The organism is Massilia phosphatilytica, assembly GCF_977014125.1.
The window spans coordinates 1-3,745 of the sequence record NZ_CDRNIL010000083.1; the positions used below are offsets into that span (position 1 = coordinate 1).

The window sequence follows — 3,745 nt, forward strand, 5'->3', positions numbered from 1 at the left end:
GGGGGATTACCAGATCAAGTTGATGCAGTCAGGCGCGTCAATGCTGTCGTCGCTGATCACGATCACGATGATGCCATATTACGGAGCACTGAAAGATTCCATCCGTTCGCAGAGTTGGAAAATGGTAGGTAGTGGGTTGAGCAGTTTCGGTACATTCATCTCTGCTTGGATTGACGAGGAGAAGGCCTCTGATGCTTACCAAAAACAACAATTTGATGTGTTAGGAATTTATACCGGAAAAGCTTTTATAGGTGTGGCAGCGGGCACGGCAACGTTGATTGACACGATGAGTACTACAGCACCTTTGCTTAAAAAGTTGGCAATGCGGTACGGGACAATTGTCGTCATCGAAGCCGTAGAAACGGTTACCACACGAGTGGTCGCCTGGGCAGCGCTGCGGGCTGTCACCATGTTAACCGGCTGGGAGGTAACGATGGGATTGCTTATACTTCAGACGATGGTGGACCAGATCACGCCAAACGAGTTAGAAAGCTGGTGTTCCCGATGTGCTTTTGGTACTGGGCAAGAAACGATATTGCGTATCACAGATCATAGTGTTGCACGATATACGGACCATTCCCAGCAGGGAAAGGATTTTGTGGATGCGATGACCAAGCTCTCATGAAAAACCAAGAACCAGACAATTCGACGGTGTTATTGCGAGGAGCGATCTCAGGGCTCAAACAATCGCGACGCAGCCACGACTTTGTGTTGACCGAAGTTCAGCATCAACAAATCGGCATCACCGTAATAGCGGCCTCGGCCATGAGCATGGGCGCGACTGGCATTGGCCTGCTCGGCATGGCCAGCAATGCGGATGAAGAAGCTGACTGGGTCGAGTTCGATCTCAATGGTAAACAAGTGAAAGGTTGGCTTTGGATGATGCCCATGCGTAACGGGGACACCGTTGCGGTTGTCGCGGAGCCGATGGGAAACGATCAATATATAGCTTACGCCATCAAACGCGACAGTGATGATCTACTCGCGGTGTATCCACATGCGACATCCGGGCGAATGGTGCATTACCGTAAATCAGTAAAGGCCTGGATGTGGTGCTCTATTCTTGCGTATTTGATTGTAATACTAATGTTTTTAATGCAGAATGGATTAGAAATGTTTCTTGAGGCAGATATGCAGTTATTTTTACCTATAGGGTTCGCTTCTTGTAGCGCGATATCTGCAGTGATAGCGTTTAGAGTTTCCCAAAAGCTCATGGGATTTGTCCGGATCGCAGAGGCCATTTTCAAAACTTTTGGCTGGCCAGATGTAAAAAACATCGATCTTCGTAAAACATCAAGAGAGAATCGCCGAGAAAACAAACTTCTCGAATTTGGCAACCTGTATTTCCGCTACAAATAACCATGCACTTGACCGGAGCGCATAGTCAACCCACGCCAACGCGTTCGAAGTTTTATCAACAATTTACTCTGCACAAGAACAGTACGATCATTATGAATCTCATACGGCTTGGCGATAGCACTGATCACGGAGGCAAAGTCATTACTGCCTCGTCAACGATGCGTTTCGACAACCGTTTTGTAGCGCGCAAGGGCGATGAGGTATCGTGCCCGACACACCCTGGCGTAAAGCCAAACGTAATCGAGGAAGGCGACGAATCGATGACTGACGAAAACTCTCCGGTTGCTCGACACGGGCATCGTACCACCTGCGGTTGCCACCTGATTTCAAGCTTGGTGTAGTGGCGATACGGACCACTTGTGGCGCTTTCATCATGGCGATCGGCGTACTGAGATGTACTGTCAATAGTGGACACGTCCGTTTCAAGGGTAATCTGAACAAGGCGACTTAAGAAGCGGGAGCGATGGTAACGATGACCCGCTTGTATCGCGTCAGCGGGGGCGATCCCTTATCCGTCACTTTCAGGATGAAGTGCGCGGTTTCCGGTTTTGCGACCACCGGCGCACGGAACGCCACATGGAATACATTTTCCGCGCCTTCGGGCGGAATTACGCTCTTCCAGGTACCGGCTTCCGGGTAATGGAACCAAAGGTAAGACAAACTATCGCCGTCGGGATCTGTGGTGCCGGCTGCGCTCAGGCTGAAAATTTCGCCCGAATGCACCGATATCTGGTCAGGCATGGCGAGCCTTGGTACGGGCGGATGATTGGCCGCCGCATATGGCTTTACGCTCCAATCCATCCGCGCGGCGAAGTCGTTCTGGAACTCAGCGCGCCACCGCCACAGGGTGGTTCGAAAGTCCATGTAGACCTTGGTGCCTGGTTTGTGCGCACGTCCATAATCACTTGCGCCGTAAGGCGTATAGGAATCAGTCGCATTGCTCCAGATGGACCGGGTTTCGGCTTCAATGGGGACGCCTCCCTCGACATGATCGCCAAGACCGGACACCGAAGGCGTGTAAAGTTCGTAGCGGCCGCCCCATCCCCCGAAGTCCGGCCGATCCGGCACGTTCAATCCATTGGGAACCAGGCCAAGAAACGAAGGCGTATCGCCTTCCATTCCCCAGCCGACGTCCGGATATGCGGCGCCAAGCGGGCCGTGGCCTTGCTGGATATGTTGCGCGAGCCATCTGTTGCCAATCGTCGAATTATCAATTCCATCGACAACCGAATTGATCGCGGTCCAGGTCGCGTTGCCATAGCCGCCAGGGCTGACGATATAGAAAATGTCGGGGAAGTTCTTGCGGAGCCAGGCGCCGGCGTCGTCCTGATCGGAAATCGCATAGACACGGAGCTTCGCCGCGAATTTCCTGACCTCGTCCGGACTCCTCGTTTCCTTGATCGTGTGCATGGCTTGCGCCAGTGTGTTGATCCCACCCCAAGCGGCGACCCACAAAGGGCGTGGATCGTTCGATTCGAGCGCCCGGACGATCAGGCGCGAACCGTCCGAGTCCTTACCCCGGCCGATGCCATCCACACCATAATCGCGTTGTCCTGTCGCGAGCTTTTTCAGCAGGGTTTCCGGTTTGGGAAAGCCGGCTTCGTGAAGCAACAGATTCGTCCGGACTTTGCCGTAAGCTTCGATCATCGTGCTGATCGCCTCGGGATGAGATTCGTGCTTCATCCAGACCGATGTCGTGGCGATCAACCCTTCGATATCGATCTGATTGGAATAAAGCATGAGCCGGACGAGCGATTCGCTGTCGTCGGGTTCGCCGCCGATATCCGTTTAGTACAACCAGCCGCTGCCTGGATTCGCTCTTGAGCGCCGCCTGCGGTTGAGGGAGCGCGGCATGTGCCGAGACGGAAGGGCTACAGGCAAGGATGACGAGCGACGACGCAACGATAGCAAGCGATTTCATGGTGTTTTCCTGAGCAGACACGATGTTTGTCAGCGGACGTCGGCATGGACCACAGGTCATTCCTATCAGCTTTTTATCCACACTCGTGAGACGACTTTGTGGCTGGCGTCGTCGGATGACTTCGGAGAAGCGGCGACAATGTCGAATCCTGACGTGGTCCCCGGTGCGTAGTCGACAACCGGTCCATTGGGCGCAAACTTCACTGGAGCGGTGACGCGATTCATCCGTGCGTAGTACGGTACGGCGAGCATCGGGGAGCCATCTTCCCAACGTCCGGTCAGCGTCATAACCCCCCCCAACAAGTCATCGCGCCAAACGGGTTCGATGGGGTCTTTCGCGAGGCGCCGCTCAGGTGCTGGATCATCCGAACGATAACTCCTCCGTTTTAACCTTAGGTGCTGGATCATCCAACTAACTCCTCCGTTTTAACCTTAGCAATACGTAACTGAACGAGTAAATAGGGCA

Annotated in this window: 4 protein-coding genes and 1 pseudogene; 3 read left to right on the forward strand and 2 right to left on the reverse strand. The window is 53.5% G+C overall.

What is annotated here, in order from left to right; genetic code table 11:
• The 3 genes and pseudogenes from ACWNCF_RS02920 to ACWNCF_RS02930 form a co-directional block, all read left to right on the forward strand.
• Positions 1–625 (forward strand): annotated as a pseudogene (locus ACWNCF_RS02920) (T6SS effector BTH_I2691 family protein); the annotation flags it as partial.
• Entirely contained in the window at positions 622–1,359 is a 738-nt protein-coding gene (locus ACWNCF_RS02925; RefSeq protein ID WP_449405950.1) for a putative type VI secretion system effector, read from the forward strand. The pseudogene ACWNCF_RS02920 and the gene ACWNCF_RS02925, both read left to right, overlap by 4 nt.
• A gap of 89 nt (positions 1,360–1,448) precedes the next feature.
• Positions 1,449–1,700 (forward strand): PAAR domain-containing protein, encoded by a 252-nt coding sequence (locus ACWNCF_RS02930; RefSeq protein WP_449405952.1) that lies wholly within the window; start codon positions 1,449–1,451, stop codon positions 1,698–1,700.
• A gap of 106 nt (positions 1,701–1,806) precedes the next feature.
• Here the strand turns inward: ACWNCF_RS02930 and ACWNCF_RS02935 are convergent, their stop codons facing one another.
• Both ACWNCF_RS02935 and ACWNCF_RS02940 read right to left on the reverse strand, forming a co-directional pair.
• Positions 1,807–3,141 carry a nucleoside hydrolase-like domain-containing protein gene (locus ACWNCF_RS02935; RefSeq protein ID WP_449405953.1) on the reverse strand — a complete coding sequence of 445 codons (1,335 nt, stop codon included), beginning with the start codon at positions 3,139–3,141 and terminating at the stop codon, positions 1,807–1,809.
• A 204-nt stretch (positions 3,142–3,345) separates the two neighbouring features.
• Positions 3,346–3,687, reverse strand: coding sequence for a hypothetical protein (locus ACWNCF_RS02940; protein ID WP_449405951.1), 342 nt, complete (start codon positions 3,685–3,687; stop codon positions 3,346–3,348).
• Between the last annotated feature and the right edge of the window lie 58 nt (positions 3,688–3,745).

Coding starts and splice junctions, on each gene's coding strand:
- ACWNCF_RS02925 (WP_449405950.1), top strand. CDS start 622: ATGAAAAACCAAGAACCAGACAATTCGACGGTGTTATTGCGAGGAGCG.
- ACWNCF_RS02940 (WP_449405951.1), bottom strand. CDS start 3,687: ATGATCCAGCACCTAAGGTTAAAACGGAGGAGTTATCGTTCGGATGAT.